The sequence below is a fragment of the Enterobacteriaceae endosymbiont of Donacia clavipes genome (genome assembly GCF_012570365.1).
Taxonomy (GTDB): domain Bacteria; phylum Pseudomonadota; class Gammaproteobacteria; order Enterobacterales; family Enterobacteriaceae.
This window is the reverse complement of the sequence record NZ_CP046208.1, coordinates 324,046-348,733: the sequence shown is the minus strand read 5'-3', so window position 1 is coordinate 348,733 and position 24,688 is coordinate 324,046. Positions and strand designations below refer to the sequence as shown.

At 24.1% G+C, this 24,688-nt stretch carries 26 protein-coding genes, 4 tRNA genes, 2 rRNA genes and 1 other RNA gene; 23 read left to right on the top strand and 10 right to left on the bottom strand.

Features of this window, described 5'->3' with window-relative positions; translation table 11 throughout:
* Window positions 1–102: 102 nt before the first annotated feature.
* From GJT92_RS01735 to crp, 7 genes are all read left to right on the top strand, one after another.
* Window positions 103–3,041: ribosomal RNA gene (locus GJT92_RS01735) — 23S ribosomal RNA — on the top strand.
* Between the two features lie 64 nt (window positions 3,042–3,105).
* A 5S ribosomal RNA gene (gene rrf, locus GJT92_RS01730) occupies window positions 3,106–3,221 on the top strand.
* Window positions 3,222–3,289: 68 nt separating this feature from the next.
* Window positions 3,290–3,362, top strand: a tRNA-Thr gene (locus GJT92_RS01725).
* 60 nt (window positions 3,363–3,422) lie between these two features.
* Window positions 3,423–3,505 (top strand) — tRNA-Tyr (locus GJT92_RS01720).
* 41 nt (window positions 3,506–3,546) lie between these two features.
* Window positions 3,547–3,620, top strand: a tRNA-Gly gene (locus tag GJT92_RS01715).
* Between the two features lie 33 nt (window positions 3,621–3,653).
* Window positions 3,654–3,727: transfer RNA gene (locus tag GJT92_RS01710), tRNA-Thr, on the top strand.
* 93 nt (window positions 3,728–3,820) lie between these two features.
* Entirely contained in the window at window positions 3,821–4,450 is a 630-nt protein-coding gene (crp, locus tag GJT92_RS01705; RefSeq protein ID WP_168919770.1) for a cAMP-activated global transcriptional regulator CRP, read from the top strand.
* Between the two features lie 36 nt (window positions 4,451–4,486).
* Here the strand turns inward: crp and trpS are convergent, their stop codons facing one another.
* The 10 genes from trpS to rpsF form a co-directional block, all read right to left on the bottom strand.
* Complete coding sequence (gene trpS / locus GJT92_RS01700; protein WP_168919769.1) at window positions 4,487–5,485, bottom strand: tryptophan--tRNA ligase; 999 nt, start codon at window positions 5,483–5,485, stop codon at window positions 4,487–4,489.
* Between the two features lie 44 nt (window positions 5,486–5,529).
* Window positions 5,530–6,195, bottom strand: coding sequence for a ribulose-phosphate 3-epimerase (rpe, locus tag GJT92_RS01695; RefSeq protein ID WP_168919768.1), 666 nt, complete (start codon window positions 6,193–6,195; stop codon window positions 5,530–5,532).
* Window positions 6,196–6,236: 41 nt separating this feature from the next.
* A complete protein-coding gene (gene aroB, locus GJT92_RS01690; RefSeq protein ID WP_168919767.1) occupies window positions 6,237–7,334 on the bottom strand; it encodes a 3-dehydroquinate synthase in 1,098 nt (365 codons plus the stop codon).
* 39 nt (window positions 7,335–7,373) lie between these two features.
* Window positions 7,374–7,907, bottom strand: coding sequence for a shikimate kinase AroK (aroK, locus tag GJT92_RS01685; RefSeq protein ID WP_168919766.1), 534 nt, complete (start codon window positions 7,905–7,907; stop codon window positions 7,374–7,376).
* 264 nt (window positions 7,908–8,171) lie between these two features.
* A complete protein-coding gene (gene htpG, locus GJT92_RS01680) occupies window positions 8,172–10,055 on the bottom strand; it encodes a molecular chaperone HtpG (protein ID WP_168919765.1) in 1,884 nt (627 codons plus the stop codon).
* A gap of 118 nt (window positions 10,056–10,173) precedes the next feature.
* Entirely contained in the window at window positions 10,174–11,310 is a 1,137-nt protein-coding gene (gene dnaX / locus GJT92_RS01675; protein WP_246209064.1) for a DNA polymerase III subunit gamma/tau, read from the bottom strand.
* 26 nt (window positions 11,311–11,336) lie between these two features.
* Window positions 11,337–11,433, bottom strand: an RNA gene (ffs, locus tag GJT92_RS01670) — signal recognition particle sRNA small type.
* A gap of 42 nt (window positions 11,434–11,475) precedes the next feature.
* The gene (gene rplI, locus GJT92_RS01665; RefSeq protein WP_168919764.1) at window positions 11,476–11,925 is read right to left on the bottom strand and encodes a 50S ribosomal protein L9; all 450 of its coding nucleotides are present in this window, start codon (window positions 11,923–11,925) and stop codon (window positions 11,476–11,478) included.
* Window positions 11,926–11,983: 58 nt separating this feature from the next.
* Complete coding sequence (rpsR, locus tag GJT92_RS01660; RefSeq protein WP_168919763.1) at window positions 11,984–12,211, bottom strand: 30S ribosomal protein S18; 228 nt, start codon at window positions 12,209–12,211, stop codon at window positions 11,984–11,986.
* A gap of 51 nt (window positions 12,212–12,262) precedes the next feature.
* Entirely contained in the window at window positions 12,263–12,625 is a 363-nt protein-coding gene (gene rpsF / locus GJT92_RS01655; RefSeq protein ID WP_168919762.1) for a 30S ribosomal protein S6, read from the bottom strand.
* A 134-nt stretch (window positions 12,626–12,759) separates the two neighbouring features.
* Between rpsF and ung the strand changes: the two genes are divergently transcribed.
* From ung to rplL, 16 genes are all read left to right on the top strand, one after another.
* Window positions 12,760–13,443, top strand: a complete 684-nt coding sequence (ung, locus tag GJT92_RS01650) for a uracil-DNA glycosylase (protein WP_168919761.1) — start codon at window positions 12,760–12,762, stop codon at window positions 13,441–13,443.
* A gap of 175 nt (window positions 13,444–13,618) precedes the next feature.
* On the top strand, window positions 13,619–14,731 hold the full coding sequence (asd, locus tag GJT92_RS01645; protein WP_211080518.1) for an aspartate-semialdehyde dehydrogenase: 1,113 nt from the start codon (window positions 13,619–13,621) through the stop codon (window positions 14,729–14,731).
* A 157-nt stretch (window positions 14,732–14,888) separates the two neighbouring features.
* The gene (gene fkpA, locus GJT92_RS01640; protein WP_168919759.1) at window positions 14,889–15,734 is read left to right on the top strand and encodes an FKBP-type peptidyl-prolyl cis-trans isomerase; all 846 of its coding nucleotides are present in this window, start codon (window positions 14,889–14,891) and stop codon (window positions 15,732–15,734) included.
* 55 nt (window positions 15,735–15,789) lie between these two features.
* Window positions 15,790–16,188, top strand: a complete 399-nt coding sequence (gene tusD, locus GJT92_RS01635; RefSeq protein ID WP_168919758.1) for a sulfurtransferase complex subunit TusD — start codon at window positions 15,790–15,792, stop codon at window positions 16,186–16,188.
* Window positions 16,188–16,556 (top strand): sulfurtransferase complex subunit TusC, encoded by a 369-nt coding sequence (tusC, locus tag GJT92_RS01630; RefSeq protein WP_168919757.1) that lies wholly within the window; start codon window positions 16,188–16,190, stop codon window positions 16,554–16,556. The genes tusD and tusC overlap by 1 nt, the downstream gene beginning before the upstream one ends.
* 20 nt (window positions 16,557–16,576) lie before the next feature.
* A complete protein-coding gene (gene tusB, locus GJT92_RS01625; RefSeq protein ID WP_168919756.1) occupies window positions 16,577–16,876 on the top strand; it encodes a sulfurtransferase complex subunit TusB in 300 nt (99 codons plus the stop codon).
* Between the two features lie 58 nt (window positions 16,877–16,934).
* Window positions 16,935–17,306: a 30S ribosomal protein S12 gene (gene rpsL / locus GJT92_RS01620; protein WP_168919755.1), complete on the top strand. Its 372-nt coding sequence runs from the start codon at window positions 16,935–16,937 to the stop codon at window positions 17,304–17,306.
* 64 nt (window positions 17,307–17,370) lie between these two features.
* Window positions 17,371–17,841 (top strand): 30S ribosomal protein S7, encoded by a 471-nt coding sequence (rpsG, locus tag GJT92_RS01615; protein ID WP_168919754.1) that lies wholly within the window; start codon window positions 17,371–17,373, stop codon window positions 17,839–17,841.
* 158 nt (window positions 17,842–17,999) lie between these two features.
* The gene (gene fusA, locus GJT92_RS01610) at window positions 18,000–20,117 is read left to right on the top strand and encodes an elongation factor G (protein WP_168919753.1); all 2,118 of its coding nucleotides are present in this window, start codon (window positions 18,000–18,002) and stop codon (window positions 20,115–20,117) included.
* Between the two features lie 65 nt (window positions 20,118–20,182).
* Window positions 20,183–21,367 carry an elongation factor Tu gene (gene tuf, locus GJT92_RS01605; protein WP_168919752.1) on the top strand — a complete coding sequence of 395 codons (1,185 nt, stop codon included), beginning with the start codon at window positions 20,183–20,185 and terminating at the stop codon, window positions 21,365–21,367.
* A 151-nt stretch (window positions 21,368–21,518) separates the two neighbouring features.
* On the top strand, window positions 21,519–21,896 hold the full coding sequence (gene secE, locus GJT92_RS01600) for a preprotein translocase subunit SecE (protein WP_168919751.1): 378 nt from the start codon (window positions 21,519–21,521) through the stop codon (window positions 21,894–21,896).
* A gap of 1 nt (window position 21,897) precedes the next feature.
* Window positions 21,898–22,443, top strand: coding sequence for a transcription termination/antitermination protein NusG (gene nusG, locus GJT92_RS01595; RefSeq protein ID WP_168919750.1), 546 nt, complete (start codon window positions 21,898–21,900; stop codon window positions 22,441–22,443).
* 51 nt (window positions 22,444–22,494) lie between these two features.
* Window positions 22,495–22,923: a 50S ribosomal protein L11 gene (rplK, locus tag GJT92_RS01590; RefSeq protein WP_168919749.1), complete on the top strand. Its 429-nt coding sequence runs from the start codon at window positions 22,495–22,497 to the stop codon at window positions 22,921–22,923.
* A gap of 6 nt (window positions 22,924–22,929) precedes the next feature.
* Complete coding sequence (gene rplA, locus GJT92_RS01585; RefSeq protein ID WP_168919748.1) at window positions 22,930–23,631, top strand: 50S ribosomal protein L1; 702 nt, start codon at window positions 22,930–22,932, stop codon at window positions 23,629–23,631.
* A gap of 106 nt (window positions 23,632–23,737) precedes the next feature.
* On the top strand, window positions 23,738–24,226 hold the full coding sequence (gene rplJ, locus GJT92_RS01580; RefSeq protein WP_168919747.1) for a 50S ribosomal protein L10: 489 nt from the start codon (window positions 23,738–23,740) through the stop codon (window positions 24,224–24,226).
* A 48-nt stretch (window positions 24,227–24,274) separates the two neighbouring features.
* On the top strand, window positions 24,275–24,637 hold the full coding sequence (gene rplL / locus GJT92_RS01575; protein WP_168919746.1) for a 50S ribosomal protein L7/L12: 363 nt from the start codon (window positions 24,275–24,277) through the stop codon (window positions 24,635–24,637).
* The last annotated feature ends 51 nt before the right edge of the window (window positions 24,638–24,688 follow it).

The window sequence follows — 24,688 nt, the reverse complement described above, 5'->3', positions numbered from 1 at the left end:
TTATTGTTCTTTAAAAATTAGGTAATTATCTTTTAAAAAATTTAAAAATTTATTATTTTATAAGTTAATATTAAATTTTTTATAAACGATTGTGGGTTGTAAGGTTAAGTAAATAAGCGTATATGATGGATGCCTTGGCAGTCAGAGGCGATGAAGGACGTGCTAATCTGCGAAAAGCATCGATAAGTTGATTTGAAACATTATTAATCGATGATATCCGAATGGGGAAACCTAATATATTTAATTATATATTATCGTTATTTGAATACATAGAATAACGAAGCAAACCAGGAGAACTGAAACATCTAAGTATCCTGAGGAAAAGAAATCAATAGAGATTTTCTTAGTAGTGGCGAGCGAAAAGGAAATAGCCCAGAAACATACATATTTATTATATTAGCAGAAATATCTGGAAAGATATACGATACAGAGTGATAGTCTCGTATGTTAAAATATACTAATTATAGTTTCAAAGAGTAGAACGAGACACGTGAAATCTTGTTTGAATATAGGGGGATCATCCTCTAAGGCTAAATACTACTGACTGACCGATAGTGAACTAGTACCGTGAGGGAAAGGTGAAAAGAACCCCGGTTAGGGGAGTGAAATAGAACCTGAAATCATATACGTACAAGCAGTAGGAGCATTTTGTAAAAAATGTGACTGCGTACCTTTTGTATAATGGGTCAGCGAGTTATATTTTGTAGCAAGGTTAACTGTATAAGGAAGCCGTAGGGAAACCGAGTCTTAAAAGGGCGTTTAGTTGCAAGATATAGACCCGAAACCCGGTGATCTAACCATGAGCAGGTTGAAGGTTTGGTAATTCTTACTGGAGGACCGAACTGACTAATGTTGAAAAATTAGCGGATGACTTGTGGTTAGGGGTGAAAGACCAATCAAACCGGGAGATAGCTGGTTCTCCCCGAAAGCTATTTAGGTAGCGCCTCGTGTAATTCATATTCGGGGGTAGAGCTCTGTTTCGGTTAGGGAGTCTTCCAGACTTACCAATCCGATGCAAACTTCAAATACCGAATAATGTTATCACGGGAGACACACAGCGGGTGCTAACGTCCGTTGTGGAAAGGGAAACAACCCAGATCGCTAGCTAAGGTCCCTAAGTTATGATTAAGTGGGAAACGAAGTGGGAAGGCATAAACAGCCAGGATGTTGGCTTAGAAGCAGCCATCATTTAAAGAAAGCGTAATAGCTCACTGGTCTAGTCATCCTGCGCGGAAGATGTAACGGGGCTAAAATTATACACCGAAGCTGCGACAATAAATTATTTATTTATTTATTGGGTAGGGGAGCGTTCTGTAAATTGTTGAAGATAAATTGTGAAATTTATTGGAGAGATCAGAAGTGCGAATGCTGACATGAGTAACGATAAAATAGGTGAAAAACCTATTCGCCGAAAGACTAAGGGTTCCTATCCAACGTTAATCGGGGTAGGGTAAGTCGATTCCTAAGATGAGGCTGAAAAGCGTAGTCGATGGATGACAGGTTAATATTCCTGTACTTGGTATTATTTGCGAAGGGGGGACGGAGAAGGTTAGGTTAGCCAGGTGATGGTTGTCTTGGTTTAAGCGTTTAGATGAATTATTTAGGAAAATCCGAATAATTATTAACATTGAGGCGTAATGACGAAATACTTTATTGTATGAAGTAATTAATACCCTGCTTACAAGAAAATCCTCTAAGCTATAAATAACATCAAATCGTACTCTAAACCGACACAGGTGGTCAAGTAGAGAATACTAAGGCGCTTGAGAGAACTCGGGTGAAGGAACTAGGCAAAATAGTGCCGTAACTTCGGGAGAAGGCACGCTGATTGTAAGTGAAAAAATTTACTTTTAGAGCTGAAATCAGTCTAAGATAATAGCTGACTGCAACTGTTTATTAAAAACACAGCACTGTGCAAACACGTAAGTGGACGTATACGGTGTGACGCCTGCCCGGTGCCGGAAGGTTAATTGAGAGGGTTATTATTTATTAAGAAGCTCTTGATCGAAGCCCCGGTAAACGGCGGCCGTAACTATAACGGTCCTAAGGTAGCGAAATTCCTTGTCGGGTAAGTTCCGACCTGCACGAATGGCGTAATGATGGTCAGACTGTCTCCACCCGAGACTCAGTGAAATTGAAATTGCTGTGAAGATGCAGTATACCCGCGGCAAGACGGAAAGACCCCGTGAACCTTTACTATAGCTTGATATTGAATGATTAATATTAATGTGTAGGATAGGTGGGAGACTATGAAATATTGACGCTAGTTAATATTGAGTCAATCTTGAAATACCACCCTTTAATATTTATTATTCTAACCTTAACCCGTTATCCGGGTTAGAGACAGTGTCTGGTGGGTAGTTTGACTGGGGCGGTCTCCTCCTAAAGAGTAACGGAGGAGTACTAAGGTCAGCTAATCACGGTCGGAAATCGTGAGGTTAGTACAAAGGCAAAAGCTGGCTTAACTGTGAGAATGACAATTCAAACAGATGCGAAAGCAGGTCTTAGTGATCCGGTGGTTTCTATATGACAGGGCCATCGCTCAACGGATAAAAGGTACTCCGGGGATAACAGGCTAATACCGCCCAAGAGTTCATATCGACGGCGGTGTTTGGCACCTCGATGTCGGCTCATCACATCCTGGGGCTGTAGTAGGTCCCAAGGGTATGGCTGTTCGCCATTTAAAGTGGTACGCGAGCTGGGTTTAGAACGTCGTGAGACAGTTCGGTCCCTATCTGTCGTGGGCGTTGGAAGATTGAAAGGATTTGCTCCTAGTACGAGAGGACCGGAGTGAACGTATCTCTGGTGTTCGGGTTGTCATGCCAATGGCATTGCCCGGTAGCTAAATACGGAAAAGATAAGCGCTGAAAGCATATAAGTGCGAAACTTACCTTAAGATTAATCTTCCCTGAGTTTTTATTAATTATTTATAAAAATTCCTTAAGGGACGTTAAAGACTATGACGTTGATAGGCTGGATGTGTAAGCATAGTAATATGTTAAGCTAACCAGTACTAATAAACACCCGTGAGTCTTAACCTTACAACACCAGAATCGTTTAGGTTTTAATATTAATTAACTCTAATAATATTTATAAATAAAAATTCCTGGTATAAATAACGCAATGGTACCACCTGAATCCATTCCGAACTCAGAAGTGAAACATTGTAGTGCCGATGGTAGTATGAGGTTTCCTCATGTAAGAGTAGGTAAATACCAGGATAATTTTTTTATCAAATAAAAAATTTATTTATTTTTATAAGGAAAATATTTTTTATTTCTTAATAAATGCCGGCTTAGCTCAGATGGTAGAGCAACTGACTTGTAATCAGTAGGTCACCAGTTCGACCCCGGTAGCCGGCAAAAATAACTTTTTGTTACATAAATAAAATATTTTTTAAAAAAAATTTTAATTAAATAAATGGTGGGATACCCAAGTGGTTAACGGGAACAGACTGTAAATCTGTCGTCTTAAGACTTCGTAGGTTCAAATCCTTCTCCCACCAAAAAAATTTAGTATTTTAAAAAATATTTTATAATATATATAGCAGGTATTGTATAATGGTATTACTTCAGCCTTCCAAGCTGGAAATGCGGGTTCGATCCCCGCTACCTGCTCCAAAGTTTTTTAAAAAATAAATTAATAATATTTTAGCTGATATAGCTTAGAAAGGTAGAGCACATTCTTGGTATGAATGAGGTCCCCAGTTCAATTCTGGGTATCAGCATTTTTATATTTAAAAAAAAATTTAAATAAAATAAAAATTTTTTTTTAAATATAAAATTTATATAATACATAGATAATAGAAGGATAATTACCAATGATTTTTAAGTTACAAAAAGATTCTACTTTAGAATGGTTTCTTTCTTATTGTCATATTAATAAATACCCCTCTAAAATAATTTTAATTAAACAAGGAGATATTTCTGAAAATTTATATTATATTTTAAAGGGAATCATTGTAATTTCTATTAAAAATAAAAATGGTAAAGAAATTATACTTAATTATTTAAGTTCAGGAAATTTTATTGGTGAATTAGGTATTTTTTATAATATTTATAAAGAAATTACAGTGGTAAAATTAAAAACAGAATGTGAATTAGCAAAAATTTCTTATAAAAATTTTTTTAATTTAATTAAAATTAACAAAAATATTCTCATGAAAATTTCTTTACAACTTGCTGATAAATTACAAACTATTTGTAAAAAAGTAAGTAATTTAGCTTTTTTAGATGTTACTGATAGAATATCCGAAACTTTATTAAATTTAGCTAAGTCTCCGGAAGCAATTACTCATCCAGATGGTATGCAAATAAAAATAACTCGTCAAGAAATAGGAAAAATAGTTGGTTGTTCAAGAGAAACAGTCGGACGTACACTTAAAATTCTTAAAGATCGTAATTTAATTTATGCTCATGGAAAAACTATAGTAGTATATGGTACTAGATAAAAATTTAATAATTAAAAATCTTTTAAAATTTTTTTGTTAAAAATTAAGACCTAAAACATCATATACATTTTTTAATGTTATTTTAGCATATTTTCTAGCTTTTTTTGCTCCATTAATCATTATATTTTTTAAATATACTTCATCTCTTCTATAAAAATAATATCTTTTTCTTAAATTTTTCAAAAATATACATAAGTTGTATATTACAGATTCTTTTAAATTATTATAATTTTTATTCACAAAATTTAATTCTACTTGTTTTATAGAATTTCCAGTTATATTTGATAATATACTAATTAAATTAGAAATACCTGGTTTTTTATATAAATTATATTCAATATTAGGTGGAAAATCAGAATCAGTAACAGCATTACTAATTTTTTTTCTAATAATAATATCATTATCAAATAAACTGATAATATTATTTTTATTAGGATCAGATTTTGACATTTTTTTTACAGGATTTAATAACGATGTAATACATGAACCATAATTATTTATTTTTTTTTCAGGAATATTAAATATATCTCCATAAATATTATTAAATTTATAAGCAATATTTCTAACTAATTCAATATGTTGGATTTGATCCTTACCTATAGGTACTTTATGTGTTTTATATAATAATATGTCTGCAGCCATTAATACTGGATAATTAAATAAACCAACATTTATATTTTGGTTTAAATTTTTCTTTTCTTTAAATTGATTCATTCTATTTAGTTTTCCAAAATTAGTAAAACAATTTAAAATCCAGTTTAATTGAGAATGTTGAGGAACATGAGATTGTATAAAAATAATATTTTTTTTTGGATTAATACCACATGCTAAACATATTGATAAAGTATCTAGTATATTTTTATTTAAAATATATTTTTTTTGATATATAGTTAAAGCATGTAAATCAGCTATACAGTAAATACAAAAATATTTTTTTTGTAATTTCTCCCATTGACTTAAAGCTCCAATATAATTACCAATAGTTAATAATCCAGTTGGTTGAATTGCACTAAATACTATTTTTTTTTTTTTCATAATTTTTTATCTTTGAAAAATAATTACTATTTTTTAAAATAATTTTATTTAATAGAATTTTTTATATTTTTTATTGTTTCATCATATGATAATAAACTTTTAAAAATAGCAGAACCTATTACAAATATATCTGCTCCTGAAATAGCTATTTGGTTTATGTTATTTATATTTATTCCTCCATCAACTTCTAATAAAATATTTTTTTGATTTTTATTAATAATTTTTTTAACTTCCTTAATTTTATTAAAAATATAATTTATAAATTTTTGTCCTTCAAACCCAGGATTAACTGACATAATTAATATTATGTCTAACTTATTTATTAAATAATCTAAATAATTTAAAGAAGTAGACGGATTTAATGCTAATCCTGCTTTACAACCATATTCTTTTATTAAAGAAATACTTCTATCAATATGATTAGAATTTTCTGGATGAAAACTAATAATATCTGCACCCGCAGTGGCAAATTCAATTATTAAATTATCTACAGAATTTGCCATTAAATGTACATCAATTGTTGATTTAATACCATAATTTCTTAAAGATTTTAATACTAAAGGACCAATTGTTAAATTAGGAACATAATGATTATCCATAACATCAAAATGAATAATATCTGCTCCTGCTTTAATTACATTAGAAATTTCTTTTCCTAAGAATGCAAAATTAGCTGATAAAATAGAAGCTGCAATTAAAAATTTTTTCATTTTTAAAATTTATGATAAAATTTAATAATAAAATAAATATTTTAAATAATTAAATTTTTGTTTTCATTAATAGCATTAGAAATAATTTTTTCAGAAAGATTCTTATATATAATTGTTTTTCCAATTTGAAGTGGAAGAATAACATTAATTTTATTTTTATTTATTTTTTTATCTCTATAAATATATTTTATATATTGTTTATCATTCATATTTATTGGACCTTTAATTGGTAAATTACATTTTTTTAATAAATTTATAATTTTTATTATTTCTTTATTATCAAGTAAATTTAATTGTTTTGAAGTTAATGCAGCAAGAACAATGCCTACTGAAATAGCTTCACCATGTAACCATTTACCATATCCTAATTGTGTCTCTATAGCATGCCCATAAGTGTGTCCTAAATTTAATAATGCTCTTTTATTTTTTTCATATTCATCTTCATAAACAATTTTAGCTTTTAAATTACAACATTTACTAATACAATAAAGTATAGATGTTTTGTCTAAATTAAATAAATTATTAATATTATTTTCCAACCAATAAAAAAATTTTTTATCAAAAATAATACTATATTTTATAACTTCAGCCATACCAGCAGAAAATTCTCTTTTGGATAAAGTATATAAACAACTCAAATTAATTATTACACAATTAGGTTGATAGAAACTACCTATCATATTTTTACCTAATACATGGTTTACTGCCGTTTTCCCTCCTACAGCAGAATCTACTTGTGCTAATAAAGTTGTAGGTATTTGTATAAATTTGACTCCTCTTTGATAACTTGATGCTGCAAATCCAGTTATATCACCTATAACACCGCCACCTAAAGCAATTAAAGTAGTATCTCTACTATATAAATTTTTAAGTAATGCTGTATAAATAATATTTACTGTTACTAATGTTTTATATTTTTCACCATCTGGGAGAATAACATAATTTATTTTAACACCAATATTATGTAATTGATTAAAAATTTTTTTAAAATATAAAGAAAAAATTATTTTATTGGTTACAATCATAACATTATCACCTCTTTTTAAAAAAGAAAAAGATAATGATGTATCAAATAAATTAAAATCTATAATAATAGGATAATTGTGTTTTTTTGTTGTAACTAAAATAGTTTTTCCCATAAATAATATTATCCTTTAACTTTTATAATATTAATAAAATTAATTTTTTTCCAATAATTTAATAAGTTGATTAGCTACAATTTTTGCACTTTGTTCATCTGTCTTAATGATAATATCAGCTATTTCATTATACAAATGATTTCTTTTTTTAGCTAAATTATTTAAAATTTCTTCAGCTGATTGATTTTGATTATTAGTAATATTAAGTAAAGGACGTTTTTTATCTCTTTTTGTACGACTTAATTGTTTTTCTATAGTTGTTTTAAGGTAAACTACAATACCTCTAGAAGATAAAAATTTTCTAGTTTCTTTAGATTGAATAGATCCTCCACCTGTTGCTAATATAATTCCTTGTTTTTGAGTTATTTCATTAATAATTTTTTTTTCACGTTTTCTAAAACCTATTTCACCTTCTACATCAAACACCCAATTTATATCGGCTCCTGTACGACGTTCAATTTCTTGATCTGAATCAAAAAATTCCATTTTTAATAAATTTGCAAGATGACGTCCAATTGTACTTTTTCCAGCACCCATAGGTCCTATTAAGAATATATTTCTTTTTTCTGCCATTTTTTTATTAAATTAATAATTTAGTTGTGAATAAAATTCTTATTTTTTTATTAAAAAAATAAGATATATATTTTTTTATAAAATATTTTTAAGATTTATTACTTCAATAAATTTTAAGATAGTTTAATCTAACTATAAATATTTTAACTTAAAATATATACAATTAAAATAAATAAAACAAATTTAAAATCAAAATTTAATTTATTTTATAAAAAAAATAAGATAAGATAATTTAAAATTTAATTATCTTACCTATAAAGATTTTTATATTTTAGATAAAAAAGAATTTACTCGGTTAATAAATTTATTTGGATTTTCTAAAGTACCTTTTTCTGCTAAAATAGCTTCTTCTAATAATAAATTAACAAATTCAGAAAAATATTTTTCATCTTTTATTGTTAAAATTTTTTTTATTAAAATATGATTAGGATTTAATTCAAAATTATATTTTATTTCTGGAACTTTTTGTCCTGCAGCAGTAAATAATTTTGCCATTTGAGTACTCATTTCATTTACATCTGTAGTAACAATAGCAGGAGTATTAATTAATCTACTTGTTAATTTTACTTTTTTTATTTTATTACCTAATAAATTTTGTATTTTTTTTAAAAAAGGTTTAAATTCATTTTCTATTTTATTTTGCTCAGAATTATTATCATTTTTAATAAATTCATCTAATGAATCGTCTTCTTTACTAATTGATTGAAGAATTTTACCTTCAAATTCTGTTACATAACTCATCATCCATTCATCAATATGATCAGTTAACAATAATACTTCAATACCTTTTTTATAAAAAAATTCTAAATGTGGACTACTTTTTGCCGAAATATAATTATCTGATGTTAAAAAATATATTTTTTTTTGTCCTTTAATCATTCTTTGAGAATATTCTTCTAAAGATATATTTTGTTCATCATTATCATTATATGTTGATGAAAAACGTAATAATTTAATAATAATATCTTTATTTTTTATATCTTCAGCAGGTCCTTCTTTAAAAATTAAACCAAATTTTTTCCAAAAATTATTATATATATTTTTTATTTTTGTAAGATTTGTTAACATATTGAGAACTTTTTTTGTTAATGTTAACTTCATATTACGAATAATATTATTTTTTTGTAAAATTTCTCTTGAAATATTTAAAGGTAAATCATTAGAATCAACTAAACCTCTTATAAATCTTAAATATTTAGGTAATAATTGATCTGCATCTTCCATAATAAATACTCTTTGTACATATAATTTTAATCCATTTTTATAATCACGATTACGTATATCCCATGGAATGTTTGAAGGAATATATAATAAACTAATATATTCTTGTTTTCCTTCAACATGATTATGACTCCAAATAATTGGATCAGTACTATCATATGTTAATTGTTTATAAAATTCTTTATATTCTTTATCACTAATATTAATTTTATTACGTAACCAAATAGCTTGTGCTTTATTAATTTGTTCCCAAAAATATTTTTTTTCTTTTTCATTATACATTTTAATTTCTATAGGTAAAGCAATATATTCTGAATATTTATTAATTATTCCTTTTATACGCCATGTATCTAAAAATTCATCATTTTTAGAACGAATATGTAAAATAACTTCAGTCCCTCTAAGTTCTTTATTTATATTAGAAACCTGATAATTACCTTCTCCTGTAGATTCCCAAAATACTCCTTGGTTAATAGGTATTCCAGCGGCTCTTGTTCTAACAGAAACTTTATCAGAAACTATAAAAGCGGAATAAAATCCAACACCAAATTGACCTATTAATTGTGAAGTTTTTTCTGATTTTTTATCTAAAGATAAATTCAAAGATTTGATAAAATCTTTAGTTCCAGATTTTGCTATTGTACCTAAATTATTAATGACTTCTTTCCGAGTCATACCAATTCCATTATCACTAATAATAATTAATCTTTTTTCTTTATTTATAGAGATTTTCACCTTTAATATTGAATCATTTTCATATAAATTAGGATGAGATAAAGTTTTAAATTTTAATTTATCAATAGCATCAGAAGCGTTAGATATTAATTCTCGTAAGAATATTTCTTTATTTGAATAAAGAGAATGTATCATTAAATGTAATAATTGTTTTACTTCAGATTGAAAATTTAAAGTTTCTTTTTTTTGCATAAATATTTTTCTCTTATTTATATGTAAATATAAAACATATATATTTTTATTTATAAAAATTCAATATTATTTTTAATTATTTTAAAATTAAATTCTAATATTAATTTATCATTATTTATTATTTTAAATTTGTATAGTTTTCATTAAAATAAATTATTATTTCTAATATAATCATTTCAAATCCTATTTTAGGACTTGGAGAAAGATATAAATTTTTTTTACCTTCACTAAAAATTTTATATAAAAATTTTAATTCTTGCTTAGAATAATTCTTAGAAATTTTTTTATAAAATTTTATGTTATTATTAAAATTTGAATTTTTTAAAAAATATTGAGAATTTTTTTTTAAAATTTTAATTTTTAATATATCATGTATTAAAATCATAATTTCTATTATTATATTTTCCCAATTAATATCAAAAACAGATATCTTATAAATTAAATCTAAAATAAAATCATTTTTTTTATTTTTTAAATTATATAATAATAAAAATAAATATTTTTTTTCAATTAATCCCAACATTAAAGAAACATTATTAATTGTTAATGAACCCATAGATATTAATTGATTTGTTAAACTTAATGCATCACGCATACTTCCATTTGCTGTTTTTGATATAATATTTATTGCTTCTATATCATATTGTAAATTTTCTTTATTTAAAATTTTTTTCAACTGATTAAAAATTAAATTTTTTTTAATTAATTTTAAATTAAATTGTAAACATCTCGATTTAATCGTGATAGGTATTTTTTGTAATTCTGTTGTTGCAAATATAAATTTTATATATTCTGGAGGTTCTTCTAAAACTTTTAATAATGCATTAAAACTGTGTTTTGATAACATATGAAATTCATCAAAAATATATATCTTATATCTTCCTTTAACTGGAGGATAATAGATTATTTCTAATATTTCTCTAATATCTTCTACTTTAGTTTTAGATGCAGAATCTAATTCAATCAAATCTAAAAAAGAATTTTTTTTTATAGCTATACAAATTTCACATAAACCACATGGATTTTTAGTTATACCTTTTATACAACTTAATCCCATTGCAAATATTCTTGCTATTGTTGTTTTTCCTACACCCCTACTACCTGATAATATCCAAGCAGGATGAATTTTTTTAGTAGATAAACTATTTTTTATAGCTTGTATTGTAGAATCTTGACCAATAACATCATCAAATAATTGAGGACGCCATTTTGTGGCTAAAACATGAGAATTCATTTTATTATAAAAATTTATCATATATAATTAAAATTTAAAAATTTAGTAGAGCATGATTATTTTTTACACATATTAAATTTGCTACAGCTGCTTCTTTCCAGACCTGACTGGGTTTACAAAATAATATTGCTCAAATAATCATACTCCATATATAATTATAATTAATTTTTCTAATTAGTCAATTTATTAATTATTAATTATGCTAACTATTTTCTCTATTGAAATTTTTTTATGAAATTGAAAAATAATATTATAATCACCTATATATTTTAAAGATCCTTTTGGTAATTTTATTTCTTTTTTTAAAATATCAAATCCTATTTCCTTTATTTTTTTTAGAATATCATTTCTACCTATTGAACCAAATAATTTACCTGTTTTACCTGCTTTTGCTTTAATTACTATTTTTTTTATACAATTAAATTTTTTTAATCTTAGTTTAGCATTATCTAAAATACTTAATAATTGAGATTTTTTTTCTAATAATTTTTGTTTTAAAAAATTAATATTAATTTTTGTTGCAGAAATACATTTATTATTAGGTATTAAAAAATTACGAGCGTATCCAGGTTTTACTTTTACAATCTGAGATTTTTTTCCTAAACCTGGAATAGAATTTAATAAAATAATTTTCATCATTTAATACTCTTTACTAATTAAAATATGTAAAATTAAAAATAATATTTTTATAAATTTATTTATGATGATCAGTATATGATATTAAAGATAAATATCTTGCTAATTTTATAGCTTTAGCAAGTTGACGTTGATATTTTGCCTTAGTACCAGTAATTCTACTAGGTACTATTTTACCACTTTCAGTAATAAAATTTTTTAAAATATGTATATCTTTATAATCAATTTCCTTAACCCCTTCTGCAGTAAAACGACAAAATTTACGACGACGAAAATAACGTATCATTATATAACTCCAAAACTTGTTAAATATATATTAATTATTTTATAAATAAATTTATATTGTTTTTATAACATCATTTCGTTTTTCTTGATGTTCATCTTTAGATTTTAAAATATAAGATATATTTTTTCTTTCTGTTTTTGTTTTTATTATAAGATATCTGATAATATTTTCATTAATTCTTAAACTTTTTTCAATATCTTTTATTAAGTTACTATTTAATGTTATATTTATTAATACATAATGTGCTTTATGCCATTTAAATATAGGATAAGATAATTGTCTTCTTCCCCAATCTTCAAATCTAGAAATTGATCCTTTATGTTTATAAATAAATTTTTTATAATATTTTATAATATTATTTATTTGATCACTTTGATCTGGATTTATCATTAATACTATTTCGTAATATTTCACTTATATTTTTTCCTTATGGATAATTAGTTTTTAAAAAAATATTAAAAACAAGGATAAAATAAAAAATTTTTTAATTAGTGTAAAATAATTATTTATTAATAATTTAATTTTATACTTAAAATTCATTATATATTATGATTAAAAATAAAGATATTATATGGAAAAATTTTTTTAAAAAAGAAAAAAAAAAAGATTACTTTATCAAATTAATAAAAAAAATTAATATAGATATTATACACAATAAAATTGTTTATCCTAAAAAAAAATATATTTTTAATATTTTTAATAAAATAAATTTTAATAAACTAAAGGTAGTTATTTTAGGACAAGATCCATATTATGGTTATAATCAAGCAAATGGTTTAGCTTTTTCAGTAATGCCAAATATAAAAATTCCTCCTACATTAAAAAATATATATAAGGCATTAAAATTTGATATACCTGATTTTGTTATTCCTAAACATGGATATTTAATAGATTGGGTTAATGAAGGTGTAATGCTTTTAAATTGTATTTTAACGGTTATAAAAGGACAACCTCAATCTCATTATAACATTGGTTGGGAAAAATTTACAGATAATGTAATAAAAATAATTACTTTAAATTATAATAATATTGTATTTTTATTATGGGGATCATATGCAAAAAAAAAATCTATTTTAATAAAAAAAAATTTAATATTAACTTCATCTCATCCATCACCTTTATCTTTTTATAAGGGATTTTATTCTTGTAAACATTTTTCAAAAACAAATAAATATCTTATTTTTCATAAAAAAAAACCAATTAATTGGAATATAAATAACATAATATTTTAAATAAATTAAAATTTTTATTTTATTATCAATGATAAACCTAATACGTAAATTTAAATTTAAATTTATAAGAAAATTATATTTTATAATTCTTTTAAAATTAAAAACTGGTAATATTATTTATAAACATTTTATTTAGCAAAAAGTAAATATATAAAATAATCCTTTATAAGGTATAATAATGAAAGATGTAGGATTTATAGGTTGGAGAGGCATGGTAGGATCTGTACTTATTAATAGAATGATGAAAAAAAAAGATTTTGATAATATTAATGCTATTTTTTTTACTACTTCTCAGTATGGAGAATATATCCCTTTTACAGATTTAAAAAATAAATGTATAAAATTACAAAATGCTTATGATTTTGAAAAATTATCTCAATTAGATATAATTATTACATGTCAAGGTAGTAATTATACAAATAAGATTTATTATAAATTAAGAAAAATAGGTTGGAAAGGTTATTGGATAGATGCAGCATCAATTTTAAGAACATTAAAAAATGCTACTATTGTATTAGATCCTGTTAATTACAAATTGATAGAACAAAAATTAAATATGGGAATTAAAACTTTTGTAGGTGGAAATTGTACTGTTAGTCTAATGTTAATGACTTTAGGAGGCTTATTCTATAATAATCTTATTGAATGGATTTTTGTTTCTACATATCAAGCAGCATCAGGTGCTGGTGCTAAATTTATGCAAGAACTTATTTTTCAAATGAAATATATTTATAAGAGTATATCTCATTTAATTAATGATTCTTCTATAAATATTCTAGATATAGAAGAAAAAATTAGCAATAAAATGCATTCTTATAATTTTCCTAAAAATAATTTTAAAGTTCCTTTAATTAATAGTTTAATTCCATGGATAGATAAAAAAATGAATAATGGACAAACAAAAGAAGAATGGAAAGGTCAATTTGAAACTAATAAAATTTTAAATTCAAATAAAACTATTCAAGTAGATGGTATTTGTGTTAGAATAGCAACTTTACGTTCTCACAGTCAATCTTTTACAATAAAATTAAAAAAAAATTTATCTATAAACAATATTAAAAATATTATTAATTCTCATAATAAATGGGTAAAAATTATTTCCAATGATTTTAATAGTACTATTAATTATCTTACTCCATCTTTTGTTAGTGGTAAATTAGATTTACCTATTGGAAGAATAAAAAAATTAAATATAGATAAAAATTGTTTTTCAATGTTTTCTGTTGGTGACCAATTACTTTGGGGTGCTGCAGAACCATTAAGAAGAATGTTAAAATTATTAATTTAGAATTTTTTAAAAATAGTTTTTTTTTAACTTGTTTTTTTTATTTATTAAAAGTAATATTTTATATAAATAAGATAATAAATTATCTTATTTATATAAAAGTTATAATATATTCTAAATTTTTAAACAATTAATCTTATTAAAAAACTTTGGAGCAAAAATGGAATTTTTTACTAAAAAAAAATCAATATTTATTATATTAATTGTAATTATTGGTTTAAATATATCTAATGTAAATGCATTTTTATTAAAAAATACATCTTGGTGGAATAGTAAAAATAAAAATAAAGTTGTTATAAAAAAAGAAAAAATAATTATAAAAAAAAAATCAAAATTAAAAAATAATAAAAAAGGAACTTGTTTATTAAATGAACAAGAAAAGATGTCCTATGCTTTAGGAGTTTCAATTGGAAAATATTTAGCTAAAACATTTCAAACACAGGATAAATTAAAAATAGTTTTGAATAAAAAAATTATTCTTCAAGGTGTATCCGATGTTTTAGAAAATAAAGTTAAAATATCTGAAGATGAAATGAATAAGCAAATTCAAAAATTTGAAGCTAGTATACAATCATATACTATACAAGAGACAAAAAAAGAAGCAAAACAAAGTAATATTGAAGCAAAAAAATATATTAGAAAATTTTTAAAAGAAAAAAATACTAAAAAAACTAAAAGTGGCTTAATATATAAAATTAGAAAAATGGGTAAGGGTAAAAAAATAACTAATAATAATATGATTATAGTTATTAAATATAAAGGAAAATTAGTTGATGGAACTATATTCGATAATTCATCTTCAAAAGAACCTTTATATATAAGTTTACAAGAAGTAATTACTGGTTGGCAAGAAGGATTAAAATATATTAGAAAAGGTGGTAAAATTACATTAGTTGTACCTCCTAAATTAGCTTATGGTACAGAAATAATACCTGGTATACCAAATAATTCTACTTTAATATTTGATATTGAACTTTTAGATATTATTTCTTCAGTATCTAAATAAATATTAAAAAATAAGTATTTTGTTTAATTAAATATAATAAAGAAATAAAAATTATATGATTTTTGTAATATTAGTTACTGGAGCTCCTTTTAATACACAAAATTCTTATTCAGCATATTTATTTGTTAATGCAGCAATACAAAAAAAGAATTTTATACAAAGTATATTTTTTTATTGTGATGGTGTTTATAATGCTAATAAAAATATTAAATTTGATGTAGATGAATTTAATTTAATTTATTCTTGGCAAAAATTAAGTAAAAAATATAACATAAATTTATATTTATGTGTTACATCCGCTAAGAAAAGAGGCATAATTAGGGAAGATTATGATAAAAATAAATTATTAAATTATCAACAAAATAATGATATGATTAATAATAGATTTGAAGTAACTACTTTAAGTACATTAGCAAAATCTATATTAACCTGTGATCGATTAATTCAATTTTAATGAATAATAAAATAGCATTTATATTTAAAACATCTCCTTACGGAAATAATATTGGAAAAGAAGGACTTGATACAGTAATTTCTATATCCTCATTTACTGAGGATATAGCTTTATTTTTTATAGGAGATGGAATTTTACAAATAAAAAATTATCAACAAACAAAAAATATTTTATTAAAAAAATATAATATAAGTTTTAGTATTTTAAATTTATGTAATATTAATAATTTTTTTGTTTGTTTACAATCTTTAAAAGAATTAGGAATAAAAAATTATAAAAAAAATAATTGGATTGTACCTATTAAAATAATAGATTTAATATTATGGAAAAAAAATATTGCTGATTATAATATAATTATGAATTTTTAGTTAAATAAATTATATTTATTATGTTATATACCTTATTTAGTTCACCATCATCTTGTAATTTTTCTTTATTATTAAAAATTTTAAATGAACATGATGATTTACTTTTAATTCAAGATGGTGTATTAGCTGGATTAAAAAATAGTAAATCTATGGAAAAAATAATTAAAATTAAGAAAAAAATAAAATTATTAATATTTGCTATTAATGATGATATATTGGCTAGAGGTTTAAATTTAAATATTTCAAAACAAATTATACGTATAAATTATATAAAATTTGTCGATTTAATTATAAAAAATAAACAACAAATTATATGGTAGTTTATTAAAATAATAGTTTTAATTTAAAATTAATTAAATTTTCTATTTAGGAAAAAATATGTCAACAATTAATCAATTAGTTCGAAAAAATAGAATTCGTAAAATTACTAAAACTAACGTTCCTGCTTTAAATTCATGTCCTCAAAAAAGAGGAGTTTGTATAAAAGTATATACGACAACTCCTAAAAAACCAAATTCAGCACTACGTAAAGTATGTAGAGTAAGATTAACAAATGGTTTAGAAGTAACCTCTTATATATCTGGAGAAGGTCATAATTTACAAGAACATTCAGTAATTTTAATAAGAGGAGGAAGAGTAAAAGATCTTCCAGGTGTAAGATATCATACTATTAGAGGAGCTTTAGATTGTACAGGAGTAAAAAATCGTAAACAAGGAAGATCAAAATATGGTACAAAAAAACCTAAATAATAGTTAATAAAAAAATTATTGATTAACAATTTATATAAAATATTTTAAAATAATGGAGTTTTTTATGTCACGTAGACGAGTAGTTAGTCAACGTAAAATATTACCAGATCCTCAATTTGAATCAGATCTATTGGCTAAATTTATTAATATTATTATGATAGATGGTAAAAAATCTATTGCAGAATCAATTGTTTATTCTTCATTAAATTTAATTACTAAAAAATTAGGAAAAAAAGAAATAGATGTATTTTTAATTGCATTAGAAAACATAAAACCAATAGTTGAAGTAAAATCTAGAAGAGTAGGTGGATCAACATATCAAGTTCCTGTTGAAATAAGACCTATAAGAAGAAATACTTTAGCTATGCGTTGGTTAGTAAATGCTGCACGAAAAAGGCAAGAAAAATCAATGATTTTAAAACTTACTAATGAAATATTAGATGCTATAGAAAAAAAAGGAAATGCTGTTAAAAAACGTGAAGAAATACATCGCATGGCAGAAGCTAACAAAGCATTTGCACATTATCGTTGGTAAAAATATTTAGTCATAAAAAAATTAAACTAATTTTAATTTAAAATGAAAATAAATCAATTAATTAAAATATGTGTAGCTAAAATCAATGTTTATTATTTTATTAAAAATAATGTTTGATATAATTTTAAAATTTTTATCTAATAAAATAGAGGAATAATATGAGTCGTATAACTCCTATAACACGTTATCGTAATATTGGTATTAGCGCACATATTGATGCAGGAAAAACTACTACAACAGAAAGAATTTTATTTTATACAGGAGTAAATCATAAAATAGGTGAAGTTCATGATGGAGCTGCCACAATGGATTGGATGGAACAAGAACAAGAAAGAGGGATTACTATTACTTCAGCCGCTACTACTGCATTTTGGTCTGGAATGTTTAATCAATATAAAGAACATAGAATTAACATTATTGATACACCTGGACATGTAGATTTTACAATTGAAGTAGAACGTTCTATGAGAATATTAGATGGAGTTGTTATGATTTATTGTGCTGTAGGAGGAGTACAACCACAATCTGAAACAGTATGGAAACAAGCTAATAAATATAAAGTTCCCAGAATCGCTTTTATAAATAAAATGGATCGTATGGGAGCTAATTTTATAAAAGTTATTAAGCAAATACAAAAAAATTTAATAACAGAAGCTGTCCCATTACAATTACCAATAGGTACAGAAAATAAATTTTCCGGTATTATTGATTTAATACAAATGAAAGCTTTATATTGGAATGAAAAAGATCAAGGAATAAAATGTAATTGTACTAATATACCTTTTAATATGAATAAAGAAGTAAAATTATGGCGTCAAAAATTAATAGAATCCGCGGTTGAATCAGATGAATTATTATTAGAAAAATATTTAAATGGATATAATCTTACTATAGAAGAAATTAAATTTTCTTTAAGAAAAAGAGTATTAAATAATGAAATTACTTTAATAACTTGTGGTTCTGCATTTAAAAATAAAGGAGTACAGTCATTATTAGATGCAATTATTGACTATTTACCATCTCCTAAAGATATACCTCCAGTTCAGGGCATATCTGATAGTGATAACCAACATATAATTACTCGTAATACTAATGATAATGAACCATTTTCAGCATTAGCTTTTAAAATAGCTAATGATCCTTTTGTCGGTAATTTAACTTTTTTTAGAGTATATTCTGGAACTGTTAGTAATGGAGAAACTATATTTAATCCAATTAAGAAACAAAAAGAACGTATTGGTAGAATTGTACAAATGCATGCAAATAAAAAAGAAGAAATAAAAAAAGTTTACGCAGGAGATATTGCAGCAGCTATCGGTTTAAAAAATGTTACAACAGGAGATACATTATGTAATATTAATAATTGTATAATTCTCGAAAATATGGAATTTCCAGAACCTGTTATTTCTATTGCTATAGAACCTATAACTAAAGTGGATCAAGAAAAAATGGGTTTAGCATTAAATCGTTTAATAAAAGAAGATCCTTCTTTAAGAACATGGACTGATATAGAAACAAATCAAACTATTATTGCAGGAATGGGCGAATTACATTTAGAAATAATTATTGATAGAATGAAAAGGGAATTTAACGTAGCTGCAAATATAGGAAAACCACAAGTTTCTTATCGAGAAACAATACAAAATAGTGTAAAAAATATAGAAGGTAAATATATAAAACAGACAGGAGGTAGAGGACAATACGGTCATGTAGTAATTGATATATTTCCATTAAAATCTAATAAAAATAATGAAGGTTATTCATTTACTAATGATATAAAAGGTGGTGTAATACCTAATGAATATATTTCCGCTATAGATAAAAGTATTCAAGAACAATTAAAATCAGGTCCTATGGCAAGTTTTCCTGTAGTTAATATTGCAATAAGACTACATTTTGGATCTTATCATGATGTAGATTCTTCTGAATTAGCTTTTAAGGTTGCAGCAGCAATTGCATTTAAAAATGCATTTAAAAAAGCTAATCCTATTTTACTTGAACCTATAATGAAGGTAGAAGTAGAAACTCCTGAAGGATATATGGGAGATATAATTGGAGATTTAAAACGTAGAAGAGGAATTATAGAAGGTATTATTAATATACCCACTGGAAATACTATACGTGCTTGTGTTCCATTATCAGAAATGTTTGGTTATGCTACAGATTTACGTTCTTGTAGTCAAGGAAGAGCATCATATTCTATGGAGTTTTTAAAATATACTAGAGCACCTGATAGTATTTCAAAAATAATTATTGAATCTAGATTTAAATCATAAAATTTTAATTAAATTTTAAAATTTTTTAAAAAAAAATTTTAATTTCTTTAGAAGGATATAGTTCTGTGTCTAAAAAAAAATTTGAACGTTCTAAACCTCATATTAATGTAGGTACTATAGGACATGTTGATCATGGTAAAACAACTTTAACAGCAGCTATTACAACTGTTTTATCAAAAAAATATGGTGGTACAGCAAAAGCTTTTGAACAAATTGATAATGCTCCAGAAGAAAAAGAAAGAGGTATAACTATAAATACTTCTCATGTTGAATATGATACTAAATTTCGTCATTACGCACATGTAGATTGTCCAGGACATGCTGATTATGTAAAAAACATGATTACAGGTGCTGCTCAAATGGATGGTGCTATATTAGTTGTTGCTGCAACAGATGGACCTATGCCACAAACTAGAGAACATATTTTATTAGCGAGACAAGTAGGTGTTCCTTATATTATTGTTTTTCTTAATAAATGTGATATGGTTGATGACGAAGAATTATTAGAATTAGTAGAGATGGAAGTTCGTGATTTATTAACACAATATAATTTTCCAGGAGATACTACACCTATTGTACGAGGTTCTGCTTTAAAAGCATTAGAAGGTGATAAAAAATGGGAAAATAAAATAATAGAATTAACAAATTATTTAGATACCTATATTCCTGATCCTATAAGAGTTATTGATAAACCCTTTTTATTACCAATAGAAGATGTTTTTTCAATTTCAGGAAGAGGTACAGTAGTTACTGGAAGAGTAGAAAGAGGTATAATAAAAGTTGGAGAAGAAGTAGAAATTATAGGTATTAAAGATACCATTAAATCTATTTGTACTGGTGTAGAAATGTTTCGTAAATTATTGGACGAAGGACGTGCTGGAGAAAATATAGGAGTTTTATTACGAGGAATAAAAAGAGAAGATATAGAAAGAGGACAAGTTTTAGCAAAACCAGGATCAATTACACCACATATTAAATTTGAAGCAGAAGTATATATTTTATCTAAAGATGAGGGTGGTAGACATACGGCCTTTTTCAAAGGATATCGTCCTCAATTTTATTTTAGAACAACAGATGTAACTGGAACTATAGAGTTACCTTCAAATATTGAAATGGTTATGCCAGGAGATAATATCAATATGATTGTTACATTAATTAATCCTATAGCTATGACTAATGGTTTACGTTTTGCGATTCGTGAAGGTGGACGTACTGTTGGAGCTGGAGTGGTTACAAAAGTTTTACAATAAATAAAATATAAAAGAAGATAAGGGGAAGATATATAAATTCTCCCTTTAATTCTTTTTTAAATATAATAAAAATTATTTAACAAATTATTAGTAAAAATATTTTATTATTTATATAATTAAATTTTAATTAGTTAATATAACAATAAATATTATGGATTTTAGAAAAAATATCAATAAACATATTATAGAAATTATAAAATGGTTTATTAGTTTATTTTTATTAATTTTTACTATAATATGTGATTATAATTATCAGAATATATCTTTATCTATTCGTTTAATATTATTTTTTTTAATATTAACTTTAATAAGTTATATCATATTAACAACAAATAAAGGTAAAAAATTACTTATTTTTATAAATGAAACACGAATAGAAACTCGTAAAGTAATTTGGCCTACGTATAAATATACTTGGCAAACAGCTTTAATTATCACAATTATTACTATAATAATGTCAATTATTCTTTGGATATTAGATAATTTTTTAATTTATTTAATATCATTTTTAACTGGAACGAGGACATAATATGTATAAATCTCTAAAAAAGAAATGGTATGTAATTCAGGCTCGTTCTGGTTTTGAAAATCGTATTGTAGAATCATTAAAAGAATATATTAAAATACATTCTATGGAAAATTTTTTTGGTAAAATTTTAGTACCTACTGAATCTATTATTGAAATACGTAGAGGTCAAAAATATAAAAGTGAACGTAAATTTTTTCCAGGATATATATTAATTAATATGATTATGAAAGAATTAAGTTGGCATTTAGTACGTAGTATTCCAAAAGTTTTAGGTTTTATAGGAGGAACATCTGATAATCCTTGTCCTATTAGTGAAAAAGAAGTAAATATTATTATAGGACGTTTACAAAAAATTGGTGATAAACCTAGACCAAAAATTTTATTTGAACCAGGAGAAATGATTAGGGTAAAAGATGGTCCTTTTTCTGATTTTAATGGAGTAGTAGAAGAAGTAGATTATGAAAAAAGTAGATTAAAGGTTTCTGTATCAATTTTTGGAAGATCAACACCTGTTGATCTAAATTTTTGTCAAATAGAAAAAGGATAATTTTTATAGATAATTTAAATATTTATTTTATAATAATTAGAGAAAAATATTATGGTAAAAAAAATTAAAAATTATATAAAATTACAAGTTCCAGCTGGTAATGCTAATCCTAGTCCTCCAATTGGCCCTGCTTTAGGACAACATGGATTAAATATTATGACTTTTTGTAAAGATTTTAATATAAAAACAAAAAATTTAGAAAAAGGAATGCCTATTCCAGTAATAATTACAGTTTATATAGATAAAACTTTTACATTTATTACAAAAACTCCTCCTACATCTGCAATAATAAAAAAAATTATTGGAATTAAAAAGGGATCAAGTAAACCAAATATAGATAAAATTGGAGTAATTACTCATGATCAAATTCGTAAAATTGCAGAAATAAAATATGTTGATATGACAGGAATTAATATTAAATCTATGATGTTGTCTATAGAAGGTACTGCTCGTTCTATGGGATTAACTATTAAGGATTAAAATATAATGATAAAATTAAAAAAACGTATGGATTTAATGCATAAAAAAATAAATTTAAAAAAACAATTTTCTATTGAAGATGCTATTAATAATTTAAAATTATTAAGTAAAGTTAAATTTATTGAAAGTATTGATATTGCTATAAATTTAGGAATAAATACAAAAAAAACAGAACAAAACATTAGAGGTAATGTTTGTTTAACACATGGAACTGGTAATTATGTTAGATTAGCCGTTTTTGCTGATGGTAATGAAGCAATACAAGCAAAAAAATTAAAAGCAGAATTTATTGGTATGACTGATTTAGCAACCAAAATTAATAATGGTGAAAAAAAATTTGACATAGTTATAGCTACGCCAGAGGCTATGGATATAGTTAGTAAATTAGGGCCGATTCTTGGACCTAAAGGATTAATGCCTAATCCTAAATTAGGCACAATAACTAATAATGTAAGTAAAACAATAAAAAAAATACGAAATGGACAAATAAATTTTCGTAATGATAAAAATGGTATTATTCATACTAATATAGGAAAAATTAATTTTGAAAATTATAAAATTAAAGAAAATTTAAAATGTTTATTGAAAATATTAAAAAAATATAAACCATTACAGTTAAAAGAAAATTATATAAAAAAAATACATATATCTTCTACAATGGGAGTATCCATAAATATTACTAAAGATTGTCTAAATTTAATAAATTAAATTTTTATTTTAATAAAATAGTTTGGTATTTTTTTTGAAATTTTATATTTTATGTTATAATTTTAATTCTTTTTTTATAAAAATTCAGGAGTGCAATAATCTTATAATGTCATTAAATATAAAAAAAAAAAAAATGATTGTTGCAAAAATAAGTAAAATAAATCAATGTGCTTTATCTGCTTTAATTGTTGATTTTTCTGGTGTTTGTACTAATAACCTAAATAAACTAAGAAAAAAAAGTAGAGAAAATAATGTTGTAATAAATATTATTAGAAACAAATTATTAAAATTAATTATAAAAAATAGTCATTTTAAATGTTTAGAACCATTAATAAAAGGACCAATATTAGTTGCTTATTCACTTAAACACCCTGGTTCCGCAGCTCGTTTAATTAAAAAATTTATTAAAATTGATGATAAATTTAAAATTAAAGCAGCATCATATAATGATCAAATAATAAATAGTGAAAATATTAATATTTTGGCGGAATTACCTACTTATAAAGAAGCTATAGTCCATTTTTTAACAACCATAAAAGATATTTCTATGGGAAAATTAGTTAGAACTTTAATTGCAATTAAAAATATAAAATAAATTTAATTTTTTTTAATAAAAAAATTTTTTTTCAAGAAGGAAATATATATGCCAATAACTAAAGAACAAATAATAGAAGCTGTAGAATCTATGTCTATTATGGATATAATGGAATTAATAAATTCTATGGAAAAAAAATTTGGTGTTTCCAGTGTTATAAAAAATGAGGAAAATAATAATAAGAAAAAAATAGAAGAAAAAGTTGAATTTAATGTTTATTTAAAAAATATAGGAAAAAACAAAATATCTGTTATAAAAGCAGTTAGAAGTATAATGAATTTAGGATTAAAAGAAGCTAAAGATTTAGTAGAATCTGCTCCTGTAATATTAAAAGAAGCTATTAATAAAGAAGAGGCTTTAGATTTAGAATCAAAATTAAAAATTTCTGGAGCAGAAATAGAAATTAAATAATCTAATAATAATTATTATATAATAAATATTTTATTATTTAAGTAATTTTTT